Consider the following 2,943-nt stretch of genomic DNA (forward strand, 5'->3'; position numbering starts at 1 on the left):
CATTTCACTTTCTAGGGCAAGTTGTGTAAAATCTTTAACTAATGATGTTAGCAGTCCACCTGCACCAAGTAGCGGTTTACCTTGGTATAGTCCTTGAATGATTTCTATACATTTATCTTGATTAAGTATTTGCGATACTTGGTCTAGTTGAATTGGTTTCATTGGTTTGCTCATGTCAAATTTCCTATTATTTTATGCGAAGAACATGTGGATAAGTTGATAGTAACTTATCCACATTCTTCGCTATTTACAACATCAATAATCTTTATTTTATATATTTAAAAGATTATTTTTTCAACTTGACACAGTTTGACGAACACTCCCATAAACCTTCCATAAATTGCAATTTCGACTTTCCTCTAAATTATAACCTTATCCCGAATTGACGTAAATAGGCTATTAACTCATCTCTTGTAACTTTTTGGTAACCTATTTTTTTGCCATTTTGATCGACTTGCACCAAGTGCATACTATTTTTTGCTAAATCTATTCCTATTATAGTATTTTTTATGCTATTATTTATCATGGTATGGACCTATTAATTAAATTATTATTTAATTTGGAGCAGCTGAAAACTATTTTTCAGCTGACTCCGTACAAGTAAAGCATATTTCGCTTCACTCGTCCATACCATCATTCCCGCGTAGGCGGGAATCTTTAAACCCCTACCTACGAAGGGGTGACACAAAAATGGATTGCCGCGTCGCCGCTTTTAGCGGCTCCTCACAATGACGCCAAGCTATTTTCTATATAACTTTTAAATGCCATGCGTAAGGTAAGTTAAATATACTTGACTTACAAGTGATAATAAATTACTTTAGCACAGATTATATGGCGGATATAGCTCAGTTGGTTAGAGCATCAGATTGTGGATCTGAGGGTCGCGGGTTCAAGTCCCGTTATTCGCCCCACCTTCTCGAGGTTCTACAACTTCACTCAAACATTTTTATTTTGGTTTTATTTTGGTTTCTCTCCAAAGGTCCCAAAATTTAGCCTACAAAATAGTCTATTTTTAACCATATTACAACAAACTGAAGTGCCATTAGGAATTTAAAACCACCTTACGCATGACATTTAAAAGTCATATAGAAAATAGCTTGGCGTCGCGAGAAGCTACTTTAGTAGCGACAAAGCAATCTAATAAATGTCGATTGCCACGACCACGTAGTGGTCTCGCAATGACATCTTGCACTTTCCTGGAATTTTTAAATTGCCATGTGGTTTATGCGTAAGATGAGTTATTAGACCTCTTGCATAACCTAAAGATAATTGAGGAATTTTTAGGAAAAACGAAATCGAGTACCGCAGCGTACTAAGATGTACGTGAGGAACGGAGACGAGTTTTGACAACAAAATTACCAATTAGATTAGGTTATGCAAGAGGTCTATTAAAGTTTTTCTGTCTCAACTCCCCTAGGAAGCTGTCGGATGTGATATTGTTCCCTCCCTCAAATTTATTATTCCAATTTTTTACATTATTTTCTCTTAATATCCTTAGTCAAACCATAAAATATTATATACTAATAATCATGGGCTATATTGGAAGTCAACAAATATAGTCAATTCAGGAGAATTTGGACTGCGACGAGTAACGACGTCACCAGCTTCTCATCAATTGACTATACTTTAACTAATTTAACCAGAGGAATAGTAATATGAGCAATAACAATATTAATAATACTTATTTACGTACAAATTTTGAAATCCCACCTGATCCTCAAGTAGAACCTGAGGCAGGGAAATGTAATAATTATAACTTGAGAAAGAATAATGGTACTGCTGGATGGATAGTAATGCATTATACGGAGTGTAATTTTGCTGAAACTATCGCATTATTTACCAGGAATACATCAAATGTTTCATCTCATTATGTAATAAATACTGATGGTACCATTTATCGACTTGTACCAGATCAGTATAGGGCTTGGCATGCTGGTAGAGGAAAATTAGAAGCAGATAGTGACCTTGACCCAGCTGATCCAACATTTATGAATTCAAAATTTTGTGGGGTTCATGGATCAGATGATGAAACAAATAATTTAAAAGAAAATAGTACTCTTAATCCCCATATTGCGACTTCAATACTTGATAATGATATGAACAGCTGGTCTATTGGTATTGAACACATTGCTTCTGGTAAGGAACCTTTTACTGATCAGCAAATAGATGCCAGTATTGAGTTAGTTAAAACATTAGTATCCAAATATGAAATAAATCCAAAATTAATAATAGGTCATAGTGATTGGGCTCCAGGTAGAAAAATAGATCCTGGTATATATTTCCCTTGGGAGAGCTTTGCTAAAGCATCTCTTGGACTTTATTCTTTTGTCTCAAGAAAAGAGAACCCTAAAGTTATAATATCTTATAATGATAAAACAAAGCAAGATAGGAATAAGATTGAAGAAGTACAGAAATTACTTGAGAAATTTGGTTATCCAATTATAAAAGCAGATAACTCAAATCTAGGTCTATTAGATGAAGGCACCATATCAGCTATGTTGGCTTTTAATATACATTATACGGGAGATATTTTAAATAATATTGCTCTCAGAGAACAATGGGATATATTATGGAACAATTCTAGTAATAAGGATGCCAGAGGGATATTAGCTACTTGGAGTGAAAATAGTGAGAATGTATTAAATGATCTGCTATAGCTAACCCAACTAAGTTTCTCGACTTCAGTGTTGTTGTGGCAAAGAGTGGCTGAGAGATCAGGGAATGATAAAATTTCCAGGCACAACAAATTATTTATTCGAATTTAAAATGTTATTGACAGATTGATAGAAAGCAATTGCTGGAATATCATGATCAAGGTATTATAGGTACTAGTTTAGCTAAACAATAGCTTAATAAGTAAGTAGAAAAATGACAAAAAAGTTAAAGCATGATTCATTAGTCAAAACAATAATGGCTGATCCTGTGGCAGCTCAAGAGTTTTTG

The 2,943-nt window shown here is 34.1% G+C and carries 2 protein-coding genes and 1 tRNA gene; 2 read left to right on the plus strand and 1 reads right to left on the minus strand.

All coding sequences use genetic code 11. The features are described from left to right. Positions 1 to 364: 364 nt before the first annotated feature. Positions 365 to 526, minus strand: coding sequence for a hypothetical protein (locus RiCNE_RS07605; RefSeq protein WP_157905712.1), 162 nt, complete (start codon positions 524 to 526; stop codon positions 365 to 367). Positions 527 to 834: 308 nt separating this feature from the next. On the opposite strand from RiCNE_RS07605, the gene RiCNE_RS06685 reads away from it, so the two are divergent. Beyond that, a tRNA-His gene (locus RiCNE_RS06685) sits at positions 835 to 911 on the plus strand. 744 nt (positions 912 to 1,655) lie between these two features. Then, a complete protein-coding gene (locus RiCNE_RS06690; protein WP_094649787.1) occupies positions 1,656 to 2,657 on the plus strand; it encodes an N-acetylmuramoyl-L-alanine amidase in 1,002 nt (333 codons plus the stop codon). The last annotated feature ends 286 nt before the right edge of the window (positions 2,658 to 2,943 follow it).

The sequence above is a fragment of the Rickettsia endosymbiont of Culicoides newsteadi genome (assembly GCF_002259525.1).
Lineage (GTDB): Bacteria > Pseudomonadota > Alphaproteobacteria > Rickettsiales > Rickettsiaceae > Tisiphia.

Coding starts and splice junctions, on each gene's coding strand:
- RiCNE_RS06690 (WP_094649787.1), top strand. CDS start 1,656: ATGAGCAATAACAATATTAATAATACTTATTTACGTACAAATTTTGAA.
- RiCNE_RS07605 (WP_157905712.1), bottom strand. CDS start 526: ATGATAAATAATAGCATAAAAAATACTATAATAGGAATAGATTTAGCA.